This is a genomic window from Gilvimarinus sp. 2_MG-2023 (assembly GCF_030547685.1).
GTDB lineage: Bacteria > Pseudomonadota > Gammaproteobacteria > Pseudomonadales > Cellvibrionaceae > Gilvimarinus.
Map to the genome: position 1 here is coordinate 76,436 of NZ_JAUOQM010000020.1, position 23,963 is coordinate 100,398.

General features: G+C 49.9%; 20 protein-coding genes. 1 reads left to right on the forward strand and 19 read right to left on the reverse strand.

Translation table 11 applies throughout. From position 1 onward, the window contains the following. Nucleotides 1-2 precede the first annotated feature (2 nt). The 3 genes from Q4526_RS04395 to uxaC form a co-directional block, all read right to left on the reverse strand. Nucleotides 3-965, reverse strand: coding sequence for a diguanylate cyclase (locus Q4526_RS04395; RefSeq protein WP_215975685.1), 963 nt, complete (start codon nucleotides 963-965; stop codon nucleotides 3-5). A gap of 309 nt (nucleotides 966-1,274) precedes the next feature. Continuing rightward, nucleotides 1,275-1,898 (reverse strand): energy transducer TonB, encoded by a 624-nt coding sequence (locus Q4526_RS04400; RefSeq protein WP_215975686.1) that lies wholly within the window; start codon nucleotides 1,896-1,898, stop codon nucleotides 1,275-1,277. Nucleotides 1,899-2,157: 259 nt separating this feature from the next. Continuing rightward, complete coding sequence (gene uxaC / locus Q4526_RS04405; RefSeq protein ID WP_215975687.1) at nucleotides 2,158-3,573, reverse strand: glucuronate isomerase; 1,416 nt, start codon at nucleotides 3,571-3,573, stop codon at nucleotides 2,158-2,160. 253 nt (nucleotides 3,574-3,826) lie between these two features. Here uxaC and Q4526_RS04410 point away from each other — a divergent pair, with 253 nt between their 5' ends. After that, on the forward strand, nucleotides 3,827-4,774 hold the full coding sequence (locus tag Q4526_RS04410; RefSeq protein WP_215975688.1) for a sugar kinase: 948 nt from the start codon (nucleotides 3,827-3,829) through the stop codon (nucleotides 4,772-4,774). A 65-nt stretch (nucleotides 4,775-4,839) separates the two neighbouring features. On the opposite strand, the gene Q4526_RS04415 is transcribed toward Q4526_RS04410, so the two are convergent. The 16 genes from Q4526_RS04415 to Q4526_RS04490 form a co-directional block, all read right to left on the reverse strand. Then, nucleotides 4,840-5,676 carry a TadE/TadG family type IV pilus assembly protein gene (locus tag Q4526_RS04415; protein ID WP_215975689.1) on the reverse strand — a complete coding sequence of 279 codons (837 nt, stop codon included), beginning with the start codon at nucleotides 5,674-5,676 and terminating at the stop codon, nucleotides 4,840-4,842. Beyond that, on the reverse strand, nucleotides 5,669-6,238 hold the full coding sequence (locus Q4526_RS04420) for a tetratricopeptide repeat protein (protein ID WP_215975690.1): 570 nt from the start codon (nucleotides 6,236-6,238) through the stop codon (nucleotides 5,669-5,671). The genes Q4526_RS04415 and Q4526_RS04420 overlap by 8 nt, the downstream gene beginning before the upstream one ends. After that, nucleotides 6,223-6,573 carry a DUF192 domain-containing protein gene (locus Q4526_RS04425; protein WP_215975691.1) on the reverse strand — a complete coding sequence of 117 codons (351 nt, stop codon included), beginning with the start codon at nucleotides 6,571-6,573 and terminating at the stop codon, nucleotides 6,223-6,225. The genes Q4526_RS04420 and Q4526_RS04425 overlap by 16 nt, the downstream gene beginning before the upstream one ends. Further along, entirely contained in the window at nucleotides 6,570-7,454 is an 885-nt protein-coding gene (locus Q4526_RS04430) for a type II secretion system F family protein (RefSeq protein ID WP_215975692.1), read from the reverse strand. The genes Q4526_RS04425 and Q4526_RS04430 overlap by 4 nt, the downstream gene beginning before the upstream one ends. A gap of 6 nt (nucleotides 7,455-7,460) precedes the next feature. Then, entirely contained in the window at nucleotides 7,461-8,333 is an 873-nt protein-coding gene (locus Q4526_RS04435; protein WP_215975693.1) for a type II secretion system F family protein, read from the reverse strand. Beyond that, nucleotides 8,330-10,006, reverse strand: a complete 1,677-nt coding sequence (locus Q4526_RS04440) for an ATPase, T2SS/T4P/T4SS family (protein WP_303609532.1) — start codon at nucleotides 10,004-10,006, stop codon at nucleotides 8,330-8,332. The genes Q4526_RS04435 and Q4526_RS04440 overlap by 4 nt, the downstream gene beginning before the upstream one ends. 8 nt (nucleotides 10,007-10,014) lie before the next feature. Beyond that, nucleotides 10,015-11,301 (reverse strand): type II and III secretion system protein family protein, encoded by a 1,287-nt coding sequence (locus Q4526_RS04445; RefSeq protein WP_303609533.1) that lies wholly within the window; start codon nucleotides 11,299-11,301, stop codon nucleotides 10,015-10,017. 41 nt (nucleotides 11,302-11,342) lie between these two features. After that, nucleotides 11,343-13,700, reverse strand: a complete 2,358-nt coding sequence (gene cpaB, locus Q4526_RS04450; RefSeq protein ID WP_215975695.1) for a Flp pilus assembly protein CpaB — start codon at nucleotides 13,698-13,700, stop codon at nucleotides 11,343-11,345. A 79-nt stretch (nucleotides 13,701-13,779) separates the two neighbouring features. Then, entirely contained in the window at nucleotides 13,780-14,778 is a 999-nt protein-coding gene (locus tag Q4526_RS04455) for a hypothetical protein (protein WP_215975696.1), read from the reverse strand. Nucleotides 14,779-14,827: 49 nt separating this feature from the next. Beyond that, entirely contained in the window at nucleotides 14,828-15,403 is a 576-nt protein-coding gene (locus Q4526_RS04460; RefSeq protein ID WP_215975697.1) for a hypothetical protein, read from the reverse strand. Nucleotides 15,404-15,488: 85 nt separating this feature from the next. After that, nucleotides 15,489-16,487 (reverse strand): hypothetical protein, encoded by a 999-nt coding sequence (locus Q4526_RS04465; protein WP_215975698.1) that lies wholly within the window; start codon nucleotides 16,485-16,487, stop codon nucleotides 15,489-15,491. Further along, the gene (locus Q4526_RS04470; RefSeq protein WP_215975699.1) at nucleotides 16,484-18,619 is read right to left on the reverse strand and encodes a pilus assembly protein TadG-related protein; all 2,136 of its coding nucleotides are present in this window, start codon (nucleotides 18,617-18,619) and stop codon (nucleotides 16,484-16,486) included. The genes Q4526_RS04465 and Q4526_RS04470 overlap by 4 nt, the downstream gene beginning before the upstream one ends. A gap of 34 nt (nucleotides 18,620-18,653) precedes the next feature. Beyond that, on the reverse strand, nucleotides 18,654-18,908 hold the full coding sequence (locus Q4526_RS04475) for a pilus assembly protein (RefSeq protein WP_215975707.1): 255 nt from the start codon (nucleotides 18,906-18,908) through the stop codon (nucleotides 18,654-18,656). 190 nt (nucleotides 18,909-19,098) lie between these two features. Beyond that, nucleotides 19,099-19,824 carry a response regulator transcription factor gene (locus tag Q4526_RS04480; RefSeq protein WP_215975700.1) on the reverse strand — a complete coding sequence of 242 codons (726 nt, stop codon included), beginning with the start codon at nucleotides 19,822-19,824 and terminating at the stop codon, nucleotides 19,099-19,101. Continuing rightward, a complete protein-coding gene (locus tag Q4526_RS04485) occupies nucleotides 19,814-22,648 on the reverse strand; it encodes an ATP-binding protein (protein WP_215975701.1) in 2,835 nt (944 codons plus the stop codon). The genes Q4526_RS04480 and Q4526_RS04485 overlap by 11 nt, the downstream gene beginning before the upstream one ends. Before the next feature lie 77 nt (nucleotides 22,649-22,725). Next, complete coding sequence (locus Q4526_RS04490) at nucleotides 22,726-23,778, reverse strand: LacI family DNA-binding transcriptional regulator (protein WP_303604885.1); 1,053 nt, start codon at nucleotides 23,776-23,778, stop codon at nucleotides 22,726-22,728. Between the last annotated feature and the right edge of the window lie 185 nt (nucleotides 23,779-23,963).

Here is a 23,963-nt window from a genome sequence, read left to right on the forward strand (position 1 = left end):
CATTAATCCTTGGGGAGACTGGGTGTAGGCGTCGATGTCGTGATTTTATCAAAGTGGCACACTTTATTACGCCCCTGCTCTTTAGCGCAATAGAGATGTTGATCCGCGACCTGCAATAGTTGCTGGTAAGTGGCTTGACTGGGCATTGTGCTGGTCGTTATACCGATACTCACCGTCACCCTCTGCCATGGCGACTTTGGATGCACTATCGGCTCGCGCTCAATACAATCTTGCACTCGGCGCGCCACTTCACTGGCGCCGGTCAGGTCGGAGTCGGGTAGTATTATCGCAAACTCTTCCCCTCCATACCGGCAAGCTATATCCAGAGGCCGCTGGATGGCCTCATCGAGCGAATGGGCAATGCTTTTAAGGCAATCATCTCCCGCCAAATGCCCCATACTATCGTTAAAGCGTTTAAAGTAATCCACATCGATCATTAAAACACTGATGTCACTCATATTGCGCTGAGCTTGTTCCCAGTGGCGCTGCATCTGCTCATCAAAATAGCGTCGGTTATACAAGCCTGTGAGACCGTCAATATAGGCGAGTTTTTGTAAGTATTGCGACTGAAACCTTAAGGTTAAGTGTACCCGTAATCGATTGAGTAAGGTATCGGGATTAACCGGTTTAAGAATAAAATCAACACCGCCCGCATCCCAACACATCTGCTCATTGGTATGACTCTCCAGGCTGGTTAGAAATAATACAGGAATTGACTGGGTGAGAGGATTGCGCTTTAGAGTCCGACAGACGTCAATGCCTGTCATATCGCCTAGCACAACGTCCAGCAAGATGGCATCAGGGGCAAACCGTTGCGCCTGATCAAGCGCGTCCTCACCACTACTTGCAATCGACAGAGCATATGTGTCTTGCACAATAGACTTTACTACCTCAACATTGATAGCCTCGTCGTCTACCACCAAGACCTTTGCCCCCTGCCCTCCCCACTCTTTATTGTGGATCACTGCGACCACCTCTCGGTGCTTTTAGAACATATTAACCATAACTGCGCTCCTTTCAGTTAATGCCTGTATTCAATATAGTTTGTTTTGTTCCAGGCCTCCAAATTTCAGCCTTTAATTCTCGCACGCGAAGAAACGTAGAATACTGCTGACTTCAGCTTTCGCCAATTACGTCGGTCACGGCGATATAAAGTAACGATGGGTTGTCAGTCAGAACCGGCGACATGGTGTTTAAAGTGTATTGATGGGAGCGGGAATCGCAGCGAAAAATCAATCACACAATGACGCCCTCACAAAGTGAGGGCTCAGGCATTAATCGCCCAACTCAAATACGAAACGGTTTTGCACATTGTGCACTTCGATGGTAATCCCATTATTTTCACGGGGTTTGTATTTAAATTTTTCTGCAGCGGCAATTGCCGAACGATTAAAAATGGTGGTGGGAGAGCCATCTGCACGAACAGCACTCACGACCTGAACGTCTCGTGTTGCACCGCTTCGGGTCACGATATATGAAACGACCACCTCACCCTCGATCCCGCGACTGGCCGCTGCTCGGGGATAATTTGGAGCCACCTTGATCCGGGGGAGTAAATCGTCACCTTGACCGATCTCAATAGGGCCGATGGTACCGACACTGTCAGGTGGGCTGACTGTGTAAGGAGAAAAAACATCGCTCACTACTGGAGCACTGGTTTCAAAGTCAGTGGGCGGAGCAACGACGGGCTCTTTGGGGCGCACCAGTTCAGGGTATTTGGGCTCGATGGTTTTCACCTCGGGCATAATCACATTGACGATTTTAGCGGCTTCCGGTTGAGGTTCAAAGACAAGCTCTGTTTTAATTAAGCTGGCCATCATTAACAACAGCGCCATGGTTGCCAACATACCCAAGGGTACGGCTGTTAAACGAGCGGCTCTTAGTTGTGCTGTACTCATAATGCTACCCTCTGCAACAAATGTAGGAGAAAGTGACGTTAGTCACCCCTGCTGTAAACATAGAAGGCGCAAGTCATGGCAGCCAAGACTTATAGTGAATATGAATGCTCGTTACTGGTTATACTTATTCTTAAAAAGTACTGGTTAAAGCTTCCATTTTTTACTATGGAATTTTCTCAAATACTCATGGCGGTGTTACCGTCGCCAGTTCACATAACTAGGTTTGAGCGAATCAAGGCTTTACGATTCATTAATTCTGCTATTTGAGCTTATAGGCTTTCTTTACGAGGTTGTAGGTTAAATCCACAACCACATCACGCGCCTCGTCCTCCGGCAAACGATGCTCGGCGACTAATCGTGCTAAAAAATGGCAATCCATTCGGCGGGCCACATCATGCCGCGCAGGAATCGACAAAAAAGCGCGGGTATCATCATTAAAGCCCACGGTATTATAGAAACCCGCCGTCTCGGTTACTTGTTCGCGAAACCGGCGCATCCCCTCTGGACTATCGTGAAACCACCAAGGTGGCCCTAGCTTTAAGGCCGGGTAGTGACCCGCCAATGGAGCCAGCTCACGAGAATAGACAGACTCATCCAACGTAAACACGATCATGGATAAACGCGGGTCATTACCGTATTTATCCAACAAAGGCTTCAAAGCCTTAACGTATTCGGCCTGAATAGGTATATCAGCACCCTTATCACGCCCATAATCACGAAAAACCTGCGGGTTATGATTGCGAAATGAACCCGGATGAAGCTGCATCACCAGCTCATCATCAAGGCTCATCGCTGCCATCTCGGTGAGCATTTGACCGCGAAACACTTCCGCCTCGTCAGTTGTGTGGTTGCCAGCCAATACTTTGGCAAAGAGTGCACGACATTGATCAAGGGATAAATCGGACGTCTGGGCAGATGGATGGCCATGGTCGGTAGCGGTTGCACCGAACGTCTTAAAATAATCGCGCCGTTGGCGCAATGCGGATAAGTATCCCGCCCAACTGCTTGTGTTTTCCCCGGTCAATTCACCTAGTGCCATCACGTTGTCGACAAAGTTTTCATAGTCCGGGTCCACCACAGGGTCGGGGCGGTAAGTGGTAATAACACCACCGCACCAATCGCTGCCCCGAATAGCTCGGTGATGACGCAAATCATCCAACGGGGACTCGGTGGTTGCCAAATATTCAATATTAAAGCGGTCCATCAATGCGCGCGGGCGAAAGGCTTCAGTGTGTAACTGCTCATTAATACGCTCGTAGTAGGTATCGGCACTGTTTTCGTTCAATAGCTGGGTTAAGTTAAACACGCTACTGAAGACATAATCCATCCAAAGGCGCGTAGGTGTGCCCCTAAACGCGGCGTAATGGCGGGCAAATAACCGCCAAATTTTACGCGGGTCTTGCTCTACAATCTCACCCGCTTTACATGGCAAACCCAGTGCCGCCATGGACACCCCTAAACTGTATAAAAGCCGAAACACATAGTGATCAGGCTTGATCAGCAACTCCGTAGGATTGTGAAAATACTCATTGTCAGCAAACCAGGCCGGATCGGTATGACCATGGGGGCTAATAATGGGAAGACCTTCAACTTCTTGGTACAACCGTCGAGCTATGGCTCGAGTGGACTCATCGGCGGGTAATAGGCGGTCCGGGTGTAAATAGAGTGTACTCATGGTCGGCTGCACCAGCATTATCGGTCAGTTTTGCCGTAGCCTAGCAGCCCAATATGACGGGCAAAGGTCAGAGCCAATAATGCCTTTACAATGCGTTTACCAAAGCGATATGGGGTATTAGAGTCAAAGCTTGAGAATCAGAAGCCATAATAAACAACATTTTCGCTCGAATATTAAGCTCATCGTGTACAGCAGGCGCGCCCAATTGTACAATCGCCGTTCCATTTATTGATGAGTCCAAGGGTCACACACCATGACGAAGATTGCCTGTATCGGTGAAGTAATGATTGAACTGGCGGTGGCTCCCCCCGCCCCAGAAGGTACTGAACTGAAAGCGTTATCTTACGCCGGTGACACCTATAACACGGTGGTAACCTTGGCCCGCCTTGGCACTCAAGCGAGCTACATTACCCGCCTGGGCGATGATAATTACAGTGATGCAGTTATTTCGCGCCTACAAGCCGAACATATTGGCAGTGAGAACATTGTGCGCCAGCAAGGCAAGGTACCGGGTCTATACATGATTCATAACACGCCGGATGGTGAGCGCGAGTTCTTTTACTGGCGCGATCGTGCCCCCGCTCGTGAGCTGTTCCACCATGAAGCGGAAGTGTCAGCTCTAGAGGCCAGCCTGGCGGACTGCAACATGGTGTACTTATCCGGCATCACTCTCGCCATTATCGGTGACGAAGGGCGCAGCAACTTGCTGAGCTTTTTGCGTCGCTATAAAGACAATGGTGGAAAGGTGGCTTTTGACAGCAACTACCGCCCCCGCCTGTGGCAAACCCCAGAGCAAGCTCAACAAGCGAATCGCGACATACTCGGCTTGACTGACTTGGCGCTACTGACACTGGACGACGAAGAATTACTCTGGGGTACTAACGGCGATGCCGTCGGTGAACTCCAGCATCGCTACGCCAACTGTGACATTGCGGAGATTGTACTTAAACGCGGCAGTGAGGACGTGGTAATTTTGCAAGGTCAGGAACGTACCACCGTGCCCGTACCTAAAGTGACTAACATTGTTGATACAACCGCTGCGGGAGACACGTTCAACGCGGGTTATTTGGCCGCTCACCTCGAAGGCAAGTCCCCCGAACAATGCGCTCAACAGGCCAACCGATGCGCCAGCGTGATTATTCGCCATCGTGGCGGTGTGATTGATAAATCAGTCTTTCTTAATGAAGTGGCTGAGCGGTAAATTTTCAGTTTTGCTCCCGGGTCCGTATGCAATGGCCCGGGTTATGCTCGTGTGGCTCAGTCTTCCTAAGGGCAGGCCATCTTGGTGCCATCGCACATAAAGGACTCCAAGCCCTCATCAGTCTCTTCACTGTACGCGGGTGACTGCATGCGCACGATGGCTTCCGCAAACAACACAAAGCCCTCATTGTTAGCCGCGCGATCGCCACACAGTTGCTCGTAACTAGCCGTCACCCCCGCTGCCGCATTTACTTCGGCGCGGTTCGCATCGGCAAAGCGTGGATCGTTAACGGTGTGGTGCTCATGGTAGCTGCCTGGATCTTTGCTGTTATTCAATTCGCTCAAATTACCAATGATTTTATTCACTAACGGCACCATCAGCTTGTAACAATACTGCACTCTGATTTTCAGTAGATTAGCATCTTGTATGCTGGCGCCATCCACCTCCCAGGTTGGTCGGTACATCAAATTATCATTGGGTATAGCGACATTGTCATCAGTGCTTTCACCAAAGCCGGATAACTCCAGCATCGCACTGGTGGGATTGATGCGTATGATGCGCGTATAAGTATCGACTTCTGACACTGCATCACGCCGGGTGCCTGCACTGTCTACACCTGCCTCTATGTCATCGCGCATATTGCCCAAGGAACTGGAGTTAGTAAACAACGGAGCCATGCCCCGAACTAAGCCGCGGCGCAATGCACTGTAAGTAGCGTGATTGGTAGCCCCTACTCTGGCGGCCTGAAAGGTTGCGTAATTAAGCGTTGTTTTGGCTGAATAAATAAAAGCTATCTGAATAGCACCAAATATCAGCAGTAAAAGCACGGGAATGATGATGACAAACTCGATCATTGCCTGACCGCGGTTTTTATCTTTATGTACCCGTGTGAAATTATTCACGCTGAGCATCCACTGGGGCGACATCGGTAGCTTTCACTCTCGGAGGCTCAGTGTCTGACACCTCGGGCTCTACTCCTTGTGGTTGCACAGCTTTTGTGTTTCCACCTTGCGATTCAGCGGTGGCTGAACGACCAGAGGGAAATGGCTCTAGTACTGCGTCCACTATTTTTTGTACTCGCTGGGCCTTAGGATCCGTTTTAGGAACCTGTTCATACATACTAGCCACAGTCTGCGACAGTATTTGCGACTGAACATAAGCCAAGTTAATCCAGGCACTGGCATAGGTCTCGTCTATGGCCAATGCCGTTTGATAAGCAAGCACGGCGTCGCTATAAGCCCCCATTTGCGCGTGACAGTTACCCAATCGCAGCCAAGAGCGAGTGCTTAACGGTAATTGCTCAACTAAGCGCCGGTACTTGGGCAACGCGTGTGAAAATTCACCTTGTTGGTATAAACGCTCGGCAGACTCCTGTAATTCAAAGACCGCTTTGGCTTTGTCATCACCGACACTTACGCAGCCACACAGCATCGTGAGCACCAGAATCATTAACAATATTCGCATTTATCTCCCACCTGTAACCGCAAAGCTTGTATTTCGCCGGCAGCAAACTCGACAACACAAGCTGCACCAGGGCACACTCTGAAGCGCCAAGGCTTCAAGCTTGACGCCAACTTGACGACAACGCCACCACGATCCAAAAAGACGACATCAATCGCGTACCCCATAAAACACGTATGCACCGATGAGCAGGGCTTAATTTTTAATGCTGTGCCTCTGGCTGGCGCGGGTCGTCCCAGCAAACCACGCAGACGCAACCAGTAGCTATCAGCTAAACCAACACGGGTATAACCTAGTGCTTCTTCCTGGCGCGACCAGCGCACATTTTTTTCAATCAAAATGTTCCCTGCTCGATATATTTCACCACAATAGGGAATAAAAGAATAATAAACGTCAACGGGAAGATAAAAATAACCAGAGGAATTACCAGTTTAACCGGCGCTTCCATTGCCATTTTTTCCGCGCGTTGAAAGCGTTCATTTAGTCGGGTTTTGGCCTGAATGAGCAGAGTGTTTTTCATGCTGGAGCCCATCTTTTCCGCCTGGACTACCGCTCGAACAAATACTGAAATATCTTTCAAATCAACCCGATCCGCCAAACGATTTAGGGCATCTCCCCGAGTTTGGCCCGAGCTAATATCGCGCAACACAATGCGAAACTCGTTGCGCATAGCACCGCGCGGACCCTTTTCAACCGCTTGCTTCAAGGCACCGGCGAAGTTCAAGCCGGCATCCACACACATGGTTAAATACTCAAGGTAAACCGGCAGGGAGCGAATCAGTTCGCCATCGCGCTTGCGGCGTGTATCCTTTACCCACGCGATAGGCACATAATACCCCCCCGCCGCGAGCAGGATTAGCAAGAGTGGATCAACACTGCCAGAGCTTGCCAATGCCATAAACCCCAACGCTGGCAGCAGCATCGCCAAAACAACACGAGCCGAAATATACTCTTCGGCTGTCACCATAAAACTGACGCCATTCTTTTGCAGCTGATTATCTACCTTAGTCAGATATGAGCTTGGCAGGTTGCTGCCTAGCACATAGGTAACCAGTTTAATCAACGGCCAAATAGGCCGCATAAAAGCCGGAGGCTCGTCCATATAGGAGCGCTCTTCATCGGCCAGCATATAACTCAAAGAGGCGACCATATATATCGCGGCGATGACGCAACAAGCGACACTTAAGCCTGCCCCCAGCGCGACTAGATTATTCATCATCTGCCCTCAGCTATCGATACTGGTTATTTTACGAATGAAGGTAAAGCCCATGATCTGCATAAAAACCATCACAGCTAACACCATAAGACCTTCGCGTGTCGTGTATAACTTGCGCATAGCCTCGGGTTCAAGAAAGCTAAGCAATACAGCCAAGGCAATCGGCAACATGGCCATAAAAGTGCCCTGTGCGCGCCCCTGCGCGGTTAAAGAGTCGATTTTGCCTTCCATGGTTTTCTTCCGGCGCAGAGTTTCGGCCATACTTTGGATGGTTTCCACCAAATTACCACCGACCTCGCGGCTGATTCGAATGGCAGAACTCGCCATAATAAAGCTCTGCAAGGGCAGACGCTTTTCCAACTCAATAAGGCTGTCTTCTAAGGTTACGCCAAGCTGCATTCGCTTTACCAACAGGCCAAACTCCTGATTGGCCGGCGCTGGCGCCTGTTTAACCATGTCGGAAAGCGCCATATTCATGCTGGCACCTGCCTGCAGGCTGCTTGCCAGCATCATAAAAATATCGGGCAATTGTTCTTCGAATTTTGCCAAGCGTTTTTTTCGCATTCGAGCCCAAATCCCACCGGGCACAATGAGTAACACCACGAAGACACCCGCGGTAATAACCCACAGTTGAAACAGCCAATGAACCCCCATAGGGATCAGAACGAGAGCTGCCATATTGATCATAAACAGCTGCGAGGTATCCATAAAAATGAACATCTCGGCCAGCTCTTGATTGGCGTTTGAGGTGAACTTCCGGCGGTAGAAACTCATAAAGTCGCCGGCCTCACGCGTGACAGCCATGGCCAAGCACATTGCGGTGACAAACACGAGAACAACCACCGCTGCCAAGGTCCCGATATCCGTTAAGCCGCCTATCATGATTTGAAAATACTCATATCGATTTCCACACCCCGACTGCGCAGCTCTTCATAGAAAGTCGGCACCATACCAGTGGCCTCAAAGTGCCCCTCTACGCGCCCATCACTGTCAAACCCCGTTTGCTTGTAACGGAAGATATCCGTCAGCTGAATGGTATTACTCTCAATGCCGGTGATCTCTGAAATACAGCTAACCCGGCGCGAGCCATCCCCGAAGCGGGTCTGCTGAATCACAATATCCACCGCCGATGCGACCTGTTCGCGAATGGCACTCACGGGCAAATCCATGCCGGCCATCAGCACCATAACCTCAAGACGGCGCAACATATCGCGCGGTGAGTTGGCGTGTGCGGTGGTCAATGATCCATCGTGACCGGTGTTCATCGCCTGTAACATATCCAAAGCTTCACCACCTCGACACTCACCCACCACAATACGATCGGGGCGCATACGCAGGCAGTTTTTAACCAAATCGCGAATAGTTACTTGTCCTTTGCCTTCCATGTTCGCCGGACGCGCTTCCAGTGACACCACGTGAGGCTGAACCAAACGCAGCTCGGCTGCATCCTCGACTGTTACCACACGTTCTTCAACCGGAATAAAGTTAGATAAGATATTCAAAAGTGTTGTTTTACCCGAACCAGTACCCCCTGACACGACAATGTTAGAGCGTTGCTCCACACAGGTGCGCATAAAGGTCACCATGGCCTCATTGGTCGAGCCAAATCGAATCAAATCGCGATCGGTAAGCTTTTGATCGGAAAATTTACGAATGGTAATACAAGGGCCGCGCAGTGCAAGTGGTGGGATAATGGCATTCACCCGTGAGCCGTCGCGCAAACGCGCATCCACCATAGGCGAGCTTTCATCAATACGCCGCCCCAAAGGGGAGACAATTCGTTCGATGGTTGCCATAACAGCTTCGTCACTGGTAAAAGACACAGGGGATTTAATCAAACGACCAGATTTTTCAATGTAGATGTCATTAAAGGCATTAACCATTACCTCGGTCACGTCTGAGTCATCCAGCAGTTGTTCGAGCGCACCCAGGCCAACCGTTTCATCGAGCACAATCTTTTTCAAACGCTCACGATCAATGCCCGGTGGTAACTTGTGACCCACAGTTTGCAAAACGGTGTCGATTAAGCCGCCGAGCTCACTGCGCATTTGCTCGTGATCAAGCGTATCGGTCTGCATGCGCTTAAGGTCCATCTGGCGCACCAGCTCTTTGTGCACATACTTGGCCCAGACCATATAATCATCGCGCAGTTTGTCACTTTGCTCTACTGCAGTGGCAACTGAGCCTGATTGGCCAGCAGCTTGAGCCTCATCGCTGTCGGTTTTTAACTCGGCAACAAGACTTTCGGCTTCCTGGTCCGGGCTGTGGTCGACAATAGCGGCCTTAAAGCCGCCAAACTCGATTTCGTCATTGCTTGAAAGCGGGCCGTAGCGCTCGATGGTTTCCCCATTGACGCTAACCCCAGCACCGCGGCTGACATCCACCACGAAAACTCCGGCCAGCTCTTTTTCAAAACGCAAGTGCTTGGGCGCGACCTTCCAGCCACGCACACGCAAAATCACATCTCTTGAGCGACCAATTTCGCAAGAGTCGGCACCGCATCTTACGGCCTCTTGCCATTTACCATCTTTACTGCTAACGGTTATCTCAAACACAGGTCACCTTAATCTATTAAGCCAGTACGCATATATTCTTCATGCTCTTCGACGTACTCATCGACACGGTCTAACACCTTCTGATTGGGACCGCTTTTCAAGTCATCGAGAATGTGTGGCGTTAAGAAAATCACCATCTCTGTTTCACCACCTGTAAAACTTTTTGACTGAAATAACTTTCCTAAAATAGGAATATCCGCCAGCCATTTCACTTTATTTAGAGTCGCTTGTTCATCCCGTGTAATAAGGCCGGACAAGACTAAAGTTTCCCCTTCTTTTAATTTAATATCATTGCTTGTCGCGCGTTTTTTAAAAGCTGGTTGACCATCCACAGCCTGTGCCAGGTCGAGTTGACTGATCGCAACATCAACGCGAGCGGTGATATTGCCATATAAGTCGATTTTGGGCTGCAAACCCAGCATAACGCCATACTCTTTATATTCAACACTGCTGCCACTCAGCGAGCTGGTAATAACAGGCACTTCGCCCCCCACAGTCAGCTCAGCCTCACCACCACTGCGCGCACTTAGCCTAGGCGATGACAAAACCAGTGCCGAACCGGTCTGCTCTAGCAAGTCAATCATTGACGTTATTTCTGAGGCGATACCAAATAGCACTCCGCGCGTGCCGGTTTCATACATATAACCGGCTGGTAAGTCTTCTTCCGACCACTGAGTAATTGCAGCTCCAGCGGCCCGCCAAGTATTGCCATAACGCAGGCTCGGACCAGAGAAGCTTTTTTGCCAATTAATGCCCAACTCTTCGGTTTTGCTGCGATCAAACTCGGCAATTTGCACATCAAAGAAAATCATTTTCTGCTCAAACTCGCCGAGAATACGAGCCATCACAATCAGGTCACCGTACATACTCTGCACGATCTCAACTTTTTCCATATCGCGTTGATCGATCACACCATCAATGATGGTGTGGCGTCCCGCACTTTTAATCTTTATGCCGGGAATATCGCCCAATAACTCTTTAACTTCACTCAACTCAAGTCGACTACTGTTGACTTGAACCACAGTGAGCGCCATAGACTCGCGACTGCCGTCGGCAAACCACACCTGCATATTGGTTTCACCCACACTGTTTGCCGTTAAGACTATCTCACCACTTTTTAGCAGTGTTGAGTCCACCAGCGAAGTCGTACCGACAGACATTCGCACTATATTGGAGGCCTCTATAACACGCGACTCTCCGACAGACAGCGTAAGTGACTCCGGCAGAACATTGGCCTGCGCATTAAGCGCCAACAACAGTGCCAAAAAGGTCCCCACCCAAACTCGAATATTCATAACTGTATAATCCATTGTTTTCATTGTTAGACTCATCGCTCTTACTGCAAGCGAACACGACGTACAGTAACGATACCCTCTTCGCCCGTGCCGCCCGGTATAAATTCGATGTAGTCCACATCGCGAGTCACTTTTGCCGCATTGTCGGCACGCATTTGGCTGGCAACATCACGCCGGCTTTCGGTCGTCACTGTGACACCAGAAGCAATTATATTGCCATCGGCATCAATAACCTGACCGTCAACCACCTGGCCCACAACGTTGCCCTCGGCATCCACCACCTGTCCATCGACAATGCGACCAATAATGTTGCCATCTGCGTCGCGTACAACTTGGGTTTGCTCATCCAGCTCTTGACCATCGGCTCCTAACACTGCCGTTTCGACAGTGCCAAGTATTTGCCCGTCCATACCAATCGCCGTCCCATCTGCGTTAACACGCCCGACAATATTGCCATCCGCATCTACCACGGCTTTTTCCACTGTACCCAATATCTCGCCATCGGTTCCGGTAACTGAACCATCAGCATTTACCTTTCCAATCACATTGCCTTCTGTATCCACGACCTGGCCGTTAACAACACGACCGATAATATTGCCGTCCGCATCGCGCACAACTTCTTCAACTTTACCAATGATATTTCCGCTGGCATCGCGCACTACTTCGGCCACTTCGCCCATGACATTGCCCTGGCTATCAACCATGACTTTCTCTGCGCTGCCCAGTACGGCGCCATCCAAACCAACAGCTTTACCATTTTCATCGACTAGTCCAATCACATTGCCGTCGGCGTCCAGTACGGCTTTTTCAACCTTACCGAGTATTTTTCCATCGGTGCCGGTAACCGAGCCGTCGGCATTAACTTTGCCGATCACTTTGCCGTTTTCATCGACGAGCTGGCCGTTGACTACCCGTCCAATGACATTGCCATCAGCATCTCGCACCACCTCTTGCACATCCCCAATTACGCGACCACTGGAATCCCTCACAACTTCTTTCACTTTACCGACAACATTGCCGTTTCTATCCACAACAGCTTCTTCCACTGTACCGAGAGCTTCCCCGTTCAAACCAATCGCATTGCCACTATCGTCTACGCGGCCAATCACGCGGCCAGTTTTATCGACAATTTTTCCATCGACCACACGGCCAATCACGTTGCCATCTTTATCTCGCACGACCTGAGTCACTTCAGAGCGGCCCTGCGGCACGGTGGAGTTGCGCAAATCAACAACATTGCCCTTGGCATCGAGAGCAACGTTTTTCTGGACAGTGCCGATCTCTTCACCATTCAGGCCAATCGCGCGACCACTTTCATCCACACGCCCAATGACGTTACCGTCGCGATCCAGAATTTGGCCATCTACAACTTTCCCAATAACATTGCCGTTGGCATCCCGCACAACATCTGCCCGCTCGCGCACACGCAGCATGGGGTCGTCTTCACTCACATTTTCGACAATGCTACCCAAGGATTTACCATCAAACCCAACAGCCTTACCATCCACTACCTTGCCGATAATATTGCCATTGGCATCGACAACATTGTCACCAATGATCCGCCCTATAGGGTTGCCGTTTTCATCTAAAACTACATCGACCACAGGTTCGGGCTCAGGATCAAGCAGTACGTCAGCGCGAATATAGTCGTATTCCGCCATACTGGTATCCTTGGGGTGACGCAATACGGCGAACACACTGCCTGTTTTTTCGGCCAACTGTACACGCGCCACCTGACGCGGCGTTAAACTAAGGGTAATAATGGTGAATTCCATATTGAATCCATCCACCGAGTTTTGTTGGCGCGAGCGCTCATAACGGCGCCCAGTGTAATCCTCGCGGCCCGCCGACAAAACAATGACACTCTCCAGTACCGGCATGACCACCTGATTCACATCTTGTACACCACCACTAAAGCCCAGATCCTCTAAATCGAACTCGCCCATCAAATCAATGGTGTCACCCGGTCTTAACAGGCCGTCAAAGGAGTCAATTTTGTTGACCTTAACGCTGAATGCACGACGCCCCAGATCCAAATTCTCAGAGAATGTTTCTGCCTTGGTGCCGGTAATGGCGTCCATGGTCATAATGCGTCCCGCTTTCATGGGCGAGGCAATGGTCCGATTCAAGATTTTTTTATATTCGGATGCGGGAACAAAGTTCGAGGGAAGGAACTTGGTAGGAACCATGAGCTTACCAATAGCATCCACGGTAATACTGTCGCCCTTATTGAGATTGCGCTTGGGAACGACCACAGCAATAGTTCTTACCTGTTCAGGTTGGTTAGCCTTACGATACCGCTCTTCAACTGATTTTAAGTAATACACGGTCAAAAAGGCAGCCACTACACCGCAGACCACGGCAATCATAAAGAGGCGAGAGCCAGACATTTGTTTCATTGTTTTCCCCAAGTTACTTGTGCGCCGGTTTAAATGTCTCCGTTATGAGCGGATTCGGCTGTTAGTTCCCAAAGATTTCTTATGGTTCGCTGATTACCCGGTTAGACGGGCAGTCATTAGGAGAGGAAGGCTCTCCATTAATGTACACCTGCTCGGTATAATGTTCATTGTCGAGCGAGCCGATCCAAGTAGATTCATCTTGGTTGGGCTCAAATAAAAGCTCCATCTGAGCTGCGTAAAACTCATCGTCACTCAGGTCTTCATCAATACCGCTATCCCAGCCAGCGGCCATTACTGCGCAAAAAGAAGCACCCCCCAAATCGAAGTAAACCACTTCGCCATCGGGCTCCATTACGCCAGTATCAATTGAGGTATCCGGTGTAGTGGAAAAAGCATAATAGTGTCCGTCTATAATCCGACCGTCATCGCTCCCCCCATCACGATCCACCATCTTGTATGCCGCTTCGGTGCAATACCCATCTACATCCATTTCGTTAAATTGCAGCGAGTCGTAAAATTTTCCGTCTGCCTTACTCTCGTACCCAAAACCATACACTTGAGGTGGGTCGCCACAATCGGTTATCGCTTCGCGCTGCAAAACATTGCCATCCGCATCTACCACCACATCTTGTAGGTAGGCATCGGTGGTGCTGCCGTCAGCGGCTTCGTAAGTGCCCGTATCGTCGTCATAGGTACCGACTACCTCACCATTATTGGTAACCAAACCGGTGGATGGGTCGAGCTCACCGTGGTTGTTAAAGCCACCGTTGGAAGAGACAATCGTGGTTTGCGAGATTGCTGCGGTTGGCTCACCCCCATTATCGCCGCCACCAGTACTGCCTCCACCGCTGTCATCGCCACCGCCATCGTCATCTCCACCGCCACCACCTTCAGAGACTTCGTAATCAGTGGCATATTCATGAACCGCAGCGATAGAGGCAGAATAACCATCGTAATTATCGTGCATTACCGTCAGCAAGTACTCAATACAATCCTCGTACTGATCGGGACAGGCACCGCGATTAGCCACCAATAGTCCCCCAACCAGCGCGGCCATCACCACGGTGTATTCAGCCATAGATTGACCCAGTTGACGCCATAATTTGGATCGTTTGGGACTGGTCATATCAGTTGATTTCAACCTCATTGACTAGAATTTGCGTGGCATCACCCGCGGGCATAATGACAATATTATTCTCGTCCGTACCTTTGCGAAATACTAATACCACCCCACCTCGTTCCGCGAAATGCTGGTCCAAACCCCAACCATCAACGGTCATCTCCGTTTGGTAAAAGCTCGCCACCTCAGACACAGTTTGCTCGCTGCTAATCACCGTTACCCGCCCCTCTTTCGGACCGTCATTGGTGAGCAAATCAGACACCACAACACCGTCTGAGGGCTTCACCACCCCCTGGCCCAAAGGGGCATTAGACTCACCACTAGGGACCACGCTGATCAACAGACGGCCAAAGGCATTCCCTCCAGCTTCGCCATATTGCACCGTGAAGAAACACTCATCTGCTAAGGTGCCTATCTGTTGCCAAGGGCCAAAGCGACTTTCAGAAAAGGCATCTTCCCAACGTCGACGATAAAAACCTGCCACTTCTTCTCCCGAAACATTGGCACTAAATGAGCGCACCGTCATAGGCCGAGAGTTGTATTGGGCATCATTCAGTAGACCGCTCACTTTCATTTCTGACATAGTTGGAAAGTCGGTGAAGTCACAACTTGCCCAACCCAGTGGGGATACTGTAATAAGCCAACAAACGCAGAGACGCTTAGTGATTTCAATCATTGTAGTAGCAGTGTCCGTCGTCACAGGTTACGTCTTCAGCGGGCATTGGCTCGACCCCCATTTCACCAAAATCCAAACGATAGATGGCGCTTTGCGAAGGGCCCGCCTCCAGAATACTGGCCGCCGTTTTAAGTACATCAAACAGAGCGTTATCAAACACGGTAGAGGGAACGAAATTATCGACCCGGTCGGCATAGTAGCCTACACTTTGAGCATTCCAGCCATCAGCCAAAATAGCTGAGTTGGAAACAAACCGGCCATCCCACTGCTGAAAAATAGCATCTTCAATACCACCGCCCCAATCACCATCATTGAGGTCCCACTCACCATTACCGCCGCCTTTAGCATTGCCGGTATTAAGAGAAGTGCGCACACTGGGTTTATAGTAACCGTTTAAATTATAGTCGAGCTGTAACAAATCAGGGTTGTCGCCGCCGATAGCGTTTAGCATAAATTCAATCGGTGTTGTGATGGCGCCCAATCCTGTTTCCAAATAATCGAGCACATCATAAGCGACACTGGGTGTATCTCTCTCGTTTAGATCGAGCACTTCCACTTGCCCCAACATTTCCTGCCGGGACTGATGGTAGGTCCAAACAGGACTCTCAGACCCAGCCGTACCGGGGCCGGTTACATCGCTAGAGCTGATCGGCACTATTTCGGCCCGCCCCTGACCGTAAAAAAAACGTGAGGCAACCGAGTTCTCCAGCTCCGTGTCGCTGCGTAAAGCAACGCTTTCAAACTCGTCTGAGCTGATGACGAAGTCTTCCGTGTTAGTGGTAGACGTTGCGTTCCAGGCGTTCATATCCTTCAGCCAGACGGTTCGCTCCCAGGCAGCATAGCGAGAGGCCTGTTGGTTTTTCATTTTAATATCAATGATTTTGCCGAAGGTGGGCACAATGACAAACAGCACCATAAAAATAAACGCCACGCTGACCACGAACTCTGTCATGGCCTGTCCGTGCTGGCGCGTCGAGGCCGGAGCAATCATGGCATAAACTCCTCTAACTCCTCGACGATTTCATCAACAGCGATGTCTTTTACTTGAGTGGCACCATCGCGAATTGGCCCTTCAATCAAGCTGCCCCACGGCGGGTCAATTTGTTCCACCAAGTAATCCACACCGGTATCTACCAGACGATCACCGATGGCACGTAAGAGCCAATCCACCATGCCGATGGCGGTATCACTGATCCCCTCAAACATATCTTCAAAATCTATTTCACCGGTAGCCAATAAAATAGCAATAGCACTGGGCTCGCGCAGGCGCGCATCCCAAAACGGACTGAATAAGCTCGCGGGCTCAGCACTGCCATCACTTAAGCTTTGCATGGGGTTGGCAAAATAGGTCTCGGCGGAGCTGACGGTCATCATCGGCCGATCATCATTCCAAATGACTTGTTGGTAGTTGGCGGCAAAATCGTTGCCTTCGGCACGAGATCGGGTCTGTACATCAAAGTTTGTGTACTGAATCGCTCCGCTATCCCAATCGGCATCATTTGAGTCGATATTTAAATTATCGTTATCACTGGTCTGTACATCGTCGAGGCTTTTTGCCAGAGCGGTTGTAAATTCATAACTCACCCCAGACTCCTGAAAACTCCCCCCTAAACTAAAGAAGGAGGGAGGACCGGCGTAGCTGTCTGTAACATCTAACGAGGTACGTGCACCGTACATACCCGGCAGCAATGTCGGCGAGGCCTGCCCCCAAGCCAAAGTTTGCATATGGAAGCCATCTAAGGCGCCATTGTTATCCGAGTCATCCGGATCGCCGCCGAATTTACCCGTGTCATTATTAAAAGGCAGCCCCCAGTCGGTTAAAATCTTTTTCGCATGGGAGTTTTGCGCAACGACCTGATGGGTTGCCCCCGCCAGAGGAAAACCTATCGGCAACACGAAATTAAAGTCGAGTAACACCCAAGAGTTACAGCCCACGATAGGCAGGCATAATTCAATCTCAACATACAAGCCGATATCAAACTCTAAACCAAAGGAGAGTACATCGATAGCCGACCAGTTGATTTTGGCAATATCCTCATCGGTCTCAATGGCGGAGTTAGACATATAAACCGAGCCGCCATCGTTTTTAAAACCGCCGCCGACGGAAAAGTCTAAATCAATGGTTAAGGTCACAATCCCGAGCGGCAGAGTGATTTCTGGAATAATATCGGGGATAGTCGCCCACAGCTGCCAGTGGCGATCTTCCGTAAAGCTGGCCCGGTTGCGATTCACAATCGCCATATAGCGCTGGTAGGCCTCCACCGCATTGGCTTCGGCCTGATCACCGGTATTGACGTTGGAGTTGGCCCCGCCACTGCTATTCTTACTTTTTTTCTTGGACAACCCCGGACTGTTGTCATTGATCATATTTTCCAGCTCTCCGACCTGATCGCCGAGAAAATCTCGGGTCAGATCGGTCGCATCAGCTGACCAGTCTTGATCAGCCGTTGCATCCCCCACCAAGTCGGCTAAATTGGTGGGGCTAAAATTTTCCCCAAAATACGTTAACAACGCATTCTGCGTAAAAAAATACCACCCGATAACAGGTATATACATCTCAGGGTTATCGGGGTCATCCTCGTGGTCTTCCACCACCCCCATGCCCACTTCCACCTGAGCCGCCAAGGTGGCTAAAGCAAACATTTTTTGAAACACGCCAAGCGTGCTATTAAAGTAGGAGACCACCGTGGGCCAGACCTCTACCATCGGCTTAGCTGCCGCTGAAACAGTTTCCCCCATTATCCGATACGGCGTGGTCACCGCATTTAAAACATCGGCAAAAGTGGTAGGAGAAGGTGGAGCAACGGGAAACCGGTAAAGCGGGTAACTGGTAAATGAGCCTACTTGTTTGTAGTGTTTGGCCCAAGAGAGTAAGGACACCATCTGACCGATGGAGACTTCGTTAGCCACCATGGCACGGTTAGTATAGGCGGCAAAGTTTTGATTGCGGGCCGCAAGCTTGGCCTGCGAATATACGGTTGCGTCAGCTGCATTTTCCAGCTGAATACGATTGGTCACCAGCTGACCCTGGTTGTACAGGATTAGCAGCGCCATAACAACGACAGCAAGAAAGAGCAGGCCAAAAATAAAGGCCTGCCCTTTATCCGATCTGATGGAGTTCATCTATGAACAATCTAGCCCCGACGGGACTAAAATATCAGGTATCGTCTTGCTGGAAGTCATCCAGGCCGTAGTCGGCATCCTGCTCAGCCGCTGCCGCGTCACCACGGCCGGTAGTGTCATTGGTACTGTCACTACCACCCAACTCTTGAGCCATATTCCCCACCTGGCCACGAACAGTGTCACCAAACAGGTTGTAAACTGTAATGGCTGCAATAGCGATCAGCGCCACGATAATGATGTACTCGGTCATGCCCTGGCCGAGCTGCTTTATTTTTTGTTGCATTTTCATAGTTTTTCTCCGAATTAAGTGCCTGAACGCCCACCCCCTAGCTATGCAAGCGCTCGCTACTGTGAGTTCACCCCCACTTAGCTATATTAGACTAACAGAATTAATGTGACAGAATTGGCAAATAAATCAGAGCAATTGCAACAAATGTAATAAATTATTACATTTTTAAATCAAAGGTCGATGATTCTTTTTATATCTCCTGAGCATTTAAGATATAACCCTTACCGTATTGGGCGCTAATTAGATTCCCCCCATCGGGTACAATTTTTTTAAGTTTACTGCGAAGTCGGCCAATAAGCACATCAAGCGTACGATCAAATGGCATCCAGTCAATTTTACCCAACGCACGCATTAAGTCATCGCGCTTAACCGAAGCCCCCGCACGGTCACACAAAGCTCGCATGACTACTGTCTCGTTGTGACTTAGGGAGAGTACGGTCTGGCCGCTCAAGCGCTGGGTTGCACTGTCAAAGCACCAGCCGGAAAATTGATATTGTCGCCGATTCGCCTGCGGGTTATCGACGCTTAATTGTTTGATTTGGTCCACGCGACGCAGCAATGCTTTGGCTCCGGCGATCATTTCGCGCATCGGCAACGGCTTGGAATAGTAAGCATCGGCCCCGGCCTCCAACCCCACGATCCGCTCGATAGGGTCGTCAATGGCGGTGGTGAATATGACGCCTGCCGGGAATTTTGCCCGTATTTCCCGGCACAGACTCAAGCCATCCCCTCCAGGCAGGCGAATATCCAAAAAGATTAAATCGTAATCTTGCTGCGCCACCTGTGTTAATACGGACTCCACCCCCGGCAATGCGTCCACCTGCCAACCCTGTTCCTGCAGGTATCCCATTAAAAGGCTGCGTGCGGTTAATTCGTCCTCAACCACTAGCACCTTGGGGATCTTGTTACTGATCATGTCGGCTCTCCAGCCCCATTCGCATTTGCTCGTAGGATGTAGTAATTAGATTATCGAGATTCGTTAAGACGCTAAAAGCGCGCGTAGGCTCTGACTCGACATGATGAGCAATATTTGCAACACTGATCATACCGACCGACTTGGCCGCACTTTTTATTTTGTGGGCAACATCGCGAATGTCCGTGAACCTGCCTTGCCCCAATGCCACCTCTAGAGCATTACTATACTCGCGCAGTGACAACCGAGCATCTTCGAGTAAAGTTTCAGCGCGGTGGCGGCCCAGATCATTAACAATGCCTTGCCAGAGTCGTCGATCCACCAGTAAATTACCGGCCTCCTGCCCTAAATCATTATGCAAAAAGAAGGTGTCCGTCGCCTCCCTTCCCTTTTCGGCCCGAGATAACACCATTTGCAAATGGAATTTGTCTACCGGTTTCTCCATCACATAATCAAAATTCGCCTTGCGATATTGCGCTATATCACTTTCGCTAGTGTTTGCAGTCAGTGCTACATAAATCGTCTGCCTACCTTCATTTATTGACCGAGAGCGCTCAACCAACTCCAAGCCACTCATATCCGGCAAGCGAATATCAAACAGGCACAATTGAAAATGCTCTTGCTGCAGCCAACTTAAGGCTTCAACTGGATGTGAAGTGGCACGCACCTTATGCCCCTCCGACCTCAACAGCTGCGCCACAATCGCTCGATTGACTCGGTCATCCTCTACCACTAACACATTGAGTGCCTGCTCGGTGCGATACACAGCCCGGGTAGGCGCCTCAAGGTCACGACAATTCTCAACACGCTCAAGCGGCAATACCACCGTAAAACGTGTACCCTCTCGAGGAACACTCTGCAATCGAATACTGCCCTTCAAATCGAGCACTAATTTTCGAGTAATAGCCAACCCCAATCCAACACCTGGATTTTCTGGCTCTGGGTTCAGCTGTACGTATTCTGCAAAAACCTGTTCCTGCTCTGCAGGCTCAATCCCAATCCCCGTATCACTGACGTCAATTTGTAGCTGAACAACCTGCTTTTGTGCATGAGAAACTTTCACGCTCACAATCACACCACCTTGGGCTGTGAATTTGATGGCATTACTCAGTAAATTACTGACAATTTGACGAATTCGCAGAGGGTGACTATTAACCCACAGGGGTGTGTCCAGGTCTGTTTTTATTTCGAGCGCCAGACCTTTTTCCTGGGCCACCGTTCGCATAATGTCGATTGTTGAGTACAGCAGTTCAAGCACATCAAACCGTATTCTTTTGCTCGCTTGCATATGCCCTGAGCCACTGGCACTGAGTGACTCACGCACCACCGCTAAAAGAGATTCGCCAGCATCAATGGCATGGCGAATAAGGGTCGGTTGATTTGCTCCCTCCCGGCCAACAAGTCGCATAGTGCCAATAAGACCGGAAAGAGGGGTGCGTATTTCATGGCTAAGTTCAGCCATAAACTCACTGCGCTTTTGCGCCAACTCTAAAGCGTGTCGACGCGCTTGATCCAGCTCTTCCAGTCGGCGCTGCAATTCAAAGGTTCTGGCATCGACCGCATCTTGCAACAATGCTTTTTGTTTAGACTCAATGGACAGGAGCTGGTTAAGCCTCTGCCCCAAAAAAATAATGCTGGTCAACGCCACGAAAATATACACCCAGGGCGTCAGCTGAACTGCAGTAACCTGGCGATAATAAAGTACCTCATTGACGAATAGAAGTGCAATTACCCCACCCAAAAAGCTGACAAGCCCACTCCAAGGTCGACGGCGCCAAACGATTAAGATCAAGCAGCCAATAAAGTACAAAATATAAAGAACGCAGATAGCCTCAAACGGGTCTCGCAGCAACGTAAACCAGCGCGCGCTTGTTACAGAAGCAAATAATGATGCCCCCACCCCCAACCACCAAAAACCTCGTATAAATCTGTAATTGATATCGCGGGGAAAAAGCGCCTGAATAAACAATATATAGGCCGGAATACACAGAAACATTCCATAGTATTCGGCGCGCAAAAGCCACAATGTCGAAAATTCAGGAAAGATATAATAAATTAATTTCTCGGTGCCAAAAATACGCACTGAGTACCAAAACAACCCTGCACCCAAGTAAAGATATTCGCGTCCAGCATGGGCATGACTCCACATAACAAGTAAATAAATCGCCAAGGTGAGAGTCGATGACATCAGAAAAATGCCTCGCAGTACTCGCCATTTTTCGGCGCTAACTAAGGCATCCCAATCATCGATAACGATAGGGTGATGCATGCCCCCATCGACATGATGAAAACTCGATATTTGCACCACTACTTGTAAATGGCGGCCAATATTTGGCCTCAATTTAACCTGTTTGATTTCATCGCGCGGCACTTCACTCGCTGCACTTTCTCCTGGCTGCCCTGCGGCCAAGACCAGTTCGCCATTAATCCATACTTGGGCAGCTCGATATAACGTTGGTAACCTAAGACCTAAATTTTGAGGGGCTTGAGCAAAATGTATATCGACAGCATAGGTAGCGTACCCCTGGCCAGGTAAAGGCTCTGTACCGTGATTGGAGTCATGCCAGCGGGCAGGTAACCATGCGAGTTGGTAGTCATCGTGAAGTTGGGCGGGGGTTAATAGTTCTTGCCAGTAGAAACGCCACTCCCCTCTTAGCACTATGCGAGAAGCCTGGTCCGCGCCCACCTCCAGCTGCCCATTACGCACTTCAGCCACTACTGGCAATTGGGTCGCCCGCTGCTGCAATACCGTGTAGGCAATCAATGTTAGCAATACAATGAAAGCCAACACCGTCGGGGAAAAAAACCTATTAATCAGCTCGCGCATGTATCTTTATTGCCGGATGGTTTTATAGCGAAAGCTTACCCCGCTCTCGAAGCAACTGCGATCTGCGCCTGAGCGCTCTACTGTTTGTCCGCCGCTCGGGTAGACCCTCGAACAACGATAGAGTGCGGCAAAATATCGCGCTTATTCAGCTCAATACCCAGCATTTGATCCGCCTTAATAGCCTCAATCAATAGATTGACCGAATCTACAGACATATCATCAATAGGCTGCCTCACCGTTGTTAAGGGTGGCCAGACCGAGCGGGCAATGGATGTATCGTCGAAGCCAGCAACGGCAATATCCTCGGGCACGCGCAAACCGCGCTTGTGTACCGAGGCGAGTACCGCACTGGCCATATCATCATTACTGGCAAAAATAGCGGTTACCTTGCGCCCGGAATCTAATATCTCCTCGCAGGCCTGCATACCACCACTAAAGTTAAAATCCCCTTCAGCGACGACCGCATCGGCCAGAGGGATGTCGTGTGCCGCCAAGGCATCGCTAAAGCCGCGAAAGCGATTAGCCGCAACCCCTTGATGGCTATCACCTTTAATAAAGCCGATATGTCTGTGGCCTTCATCGATCAGGTGCTCCGTCATATCGAAGGTAGCCTGGTAGTCGTCGATTGAGACATAAGCCGAGCGATCTAACTCTAAGCCAGGCCCCACTCGCACATAACGCATACCCGCAGCCTCCAGACCATCAAGTAATGGTAAGTACTCACTTAGTGGCGGCGGTACAATAACACCATCGAGCATATAGCGATTGGAAAGCTCTTCAATAATACTCTCGACATTTTCTTCGCCAAAGGAGCAAGGCTCTAGGACTAAGTGATAACCCAACTCGTTACAGCGTTTTAATACGCCAATCAGATATTGGCTGATATAGCTGCCCAAAGAGTTATCGTAGAAAAAACCCAAAAGATAGGATTGCGAGCCAGACAAGCTGCGGGCCGAAACATTAAGCCGGTAATTGAGTGTTTTAACTGCCTCCATAACCCGCTCTTGGGTCTGCTCAGAGACTTTATCGTTATTTAAGACACGTGACACTGTCATTATGGATACGCCTGCCATGGCGGCGACGTCTTTCATTGTGACTTTTTTGTGCTTGGTGGTCTGCTCTTTACTCATTCAGTCTGACTTCCAGCGGTGAATAGGCGTGCTCTGATGGCACTTGTTCTGACATTATTGGCCTTGTATTGATAACACAATTACCCGAAAAACGCTATTCTCCCACCAAAGAGTAAAAAAAAGGCCGCTTGAAAGCGGCCTTTTGACATCAACTTATCCGAAGGGATTAGTCGATGATTTTGGCA

Bases quoted from the DNA above. Each gene is read 5' to 3' on its own strand.
- Q4526_RS04400 (WP_215975686.1), bottom strand. From the start codon at position 1,898: ATGAGTACAGCACAACTAAGAGCCGCTCGTTTAACAGCCGTACCCTTG.
- Q4526_RS04470 (WP_215975699.1), bottom strand. From the start codon at position 18,619: ATGAACTCCATCAGATCGGATAAAGGGCAGGCCTTTATTTTTGGCCTG.
- Q4526_RS04455 (WP_215975696.1), bottom strand. From the start codon at position 14,778: ATGGCTGAATACACCGTGGTGATGGCCGCGCTGGTTGGGGGACTATTG.
- Q4526_RS04485 (WP_215975701.1), bottom strand. From the start codon at position 22,648: ATGCGCGAGCTGATTAATAGGTTTTTTTCCCCGACGGTGTTGGCTTTC.
- Q4526_RS04490 (WP_303604885.1), bottom strand. From the start codon at position 23,778: ATGAGTAAAGAGCAGACCACCAAGCACAAAAAAGTCACAATGAAAGAC.
- uxaC (WP_215975687.1), bottom strand. From the start codon at position 3,573: ATGAGTACACTCTATTTACACCCGGACCGCCTATTACCCGCCGATGAG.
- Q4526_RS04410 (WP_215975688.1), top strand. From the start codon at position 3,827: ATGACGAAGATTGCCTGTATCGGTGAAGTAATGATTGAACTGGCGGTG.
- Q4526_RS04460 (WP_215975697.1), bottom strand. From the start codon at position 15,403: ATGTCAGAAATGAAAGTGAGCGGTCTACTGAATGATGCCCAATACAAC.
- Q4526_RS04430 (WP_215975692.1), bottom strand. From the start codon at position 7,454: ATGATGAATAATCTAGTCGCGCTGGGGGCAGGCTTAAGTGTCGCTTGT.
- Q4526_RS04445 (WP_303609533.1), bottom strand. From the start codon at position 11,301: ATGAATATTCGAGTTTGGGTGGGGACCTTTTTGGCACTGTTGTTGGCG.
- Q4526_RS04420 (WP_215975690.1), bottom strand. From the start codon at position 6,238: ATGCGAATATTGTTAATGATTCTGGTGCTCACGATGCTGTGTGGCTGC.
- Q4526_RS04465 (WP_215975698.1), bottom strand. From the start codon at position 16,487: ATGATTGCTCCGGCCTCGACGCGCCAGCACGGACAGGCCATGACAGAG.
- cpaB (WP_215975695.1), bottom strand. From the start codon at position 13,700: ATGAAACAAATGTCTGGCTCTCGCCTCTTTATGATTGCCGTGGTCTGC.
- Q4526_RS04480 (WP_215975700.1), bottom strand. From the start codon at position 19,824: ATGATCAGTAACAAGATCCCCAAGGTGCTAGTGGTTGAGGACGAATTA.
- Q4526_RS04435 (WP_215975693.1), bottom strand. From the start codon at position 8,333: ATGATAGGCGGCTTAACGGATATCGGGACCTTGGCAGCGGTGGTTGTT.
- Q4526_RS04475 (WP_215975707.1), bottom strand. From the start codon at position 18,908: ATGAAAATGCAACAAAAAATAAAGCAGCTCGGCCAGGGCATGACCGAG.